The organism is Gemmatimonadales bacterium (genome assembly GCA_030697825.1).
Lineage (GTDB): Bacteria > Gemmatimonadota > Gemmatimonadetes > Gemmatimonadales > JACORV01 > JACORV01.
The window spans coordinates 1-1141 of record JAUYOW010000228.1; the positions used below are offsets into that span (position 1 = coordinate 1).

Below are 1141 nucleotides of genomic sequence, written 5' to 3' on the forward strand. Positions count from 1 at the left end.
GGACCGCCTGGCCCAGTACATCGCCATCGCCACCACCGAATGGCTCGACTGGCTCGGCATCTTCGGCGAGCCGATCGCACGCAACTTTCTTCATTCCGGTGCCGTGAGCGATCGTTTCTTCACGCTGCTCGTGTTCCTGCACATCGGTGTGCCGTTGTTCCTGCTGGCCTTTACTTACGTGCACGTGGCGCGCATCAGTCGTCCCAAAACGAGCCCGCCGCGGACACTTATTTTTGGCACGAGCGCGGCACTGCTGGCGCTGGCGTTCTTCAGGCCGGCGCTGAGCCAGGGGCCGGCCGATCTCGACACCGTGACGGCGAACGTCGCGCTCGACTGGTTTTATTTGCAGCTCTATCCGCTCCTGGACCGCCTCGGGCACGGGCCGGTGTGGGCGCTCGTGGGCGGTATCACGCTGCTGTTCGCGGCACTGCCGTGGCTCGGACGCCGGCAACGTGAAGCCGTGGCGGTGGTGGAGCCGTCGAACTGCAACGGCTGTGGCCGTTGCTTCGCCGACTGCCCGTTCGGCGCCGTGGTGATGCGCCTGCATCCCGACAAGCCCGGGCACGAGCTGGCGGTCGTGGAGCCGGACCTGTGCGCGGCCTGTGGCATCTGCGCCGGCGCCTGCCCCTCGTCCACGCCGTTCCGCTCCCTATCCGAACTCGTCACCGGCATCGACATGCCGCAGCGCTCGGTGCATGCGCTGCGCGCCGAGCTCGATGCCGCGCTCGCCGGGCTCACGGGCGAGGCCGGGGTTGTCGTATTCGGCTGCGACCGCGCCGCCGACGTGCAGAAATTACGCGGTCCCGGCGTGGCGACCGTGAGCCTGATGTGTGCCGCGCAATTGCCGCCGTCGTTCGTCGACTACGCGCTACGCGACGGGCGCGCCGATGGCGTGCTGGTCACCGGGTGCCGCGCCGGCGACTGCTGGTTCCGCTTCGGTGACGCCTGGATCGAGCAGCGCTTCCACGGCGCACGCGAGCCGCACCTGCGCACGCACGCCGCGCGCGCGCGGGTGCGCGTGGCCTGGGCCGGGGCCACGGACCTCGCGGCGCTACGCGCCGAACTTGCACGCTATCGCGAATCGCTGCGTCAGCTAGCGCCACCGGCAGTCGCCACGGAACCGCAACCCCGGAGCGCCGCC

At 69.9% G+C, this 1141-nt stretch carries 1 protein-coding gene; it reads left to right on the forward strand.

All coding sequences use genetic code 11. The features are described from left to right. The coding region (locus Q8Q85_11770) for a hydrogenase iron-sulfur subunit (protein MDP3774932.1) at positions 1–1141 on the forward strand (1141 nt) is incomplete at both ends.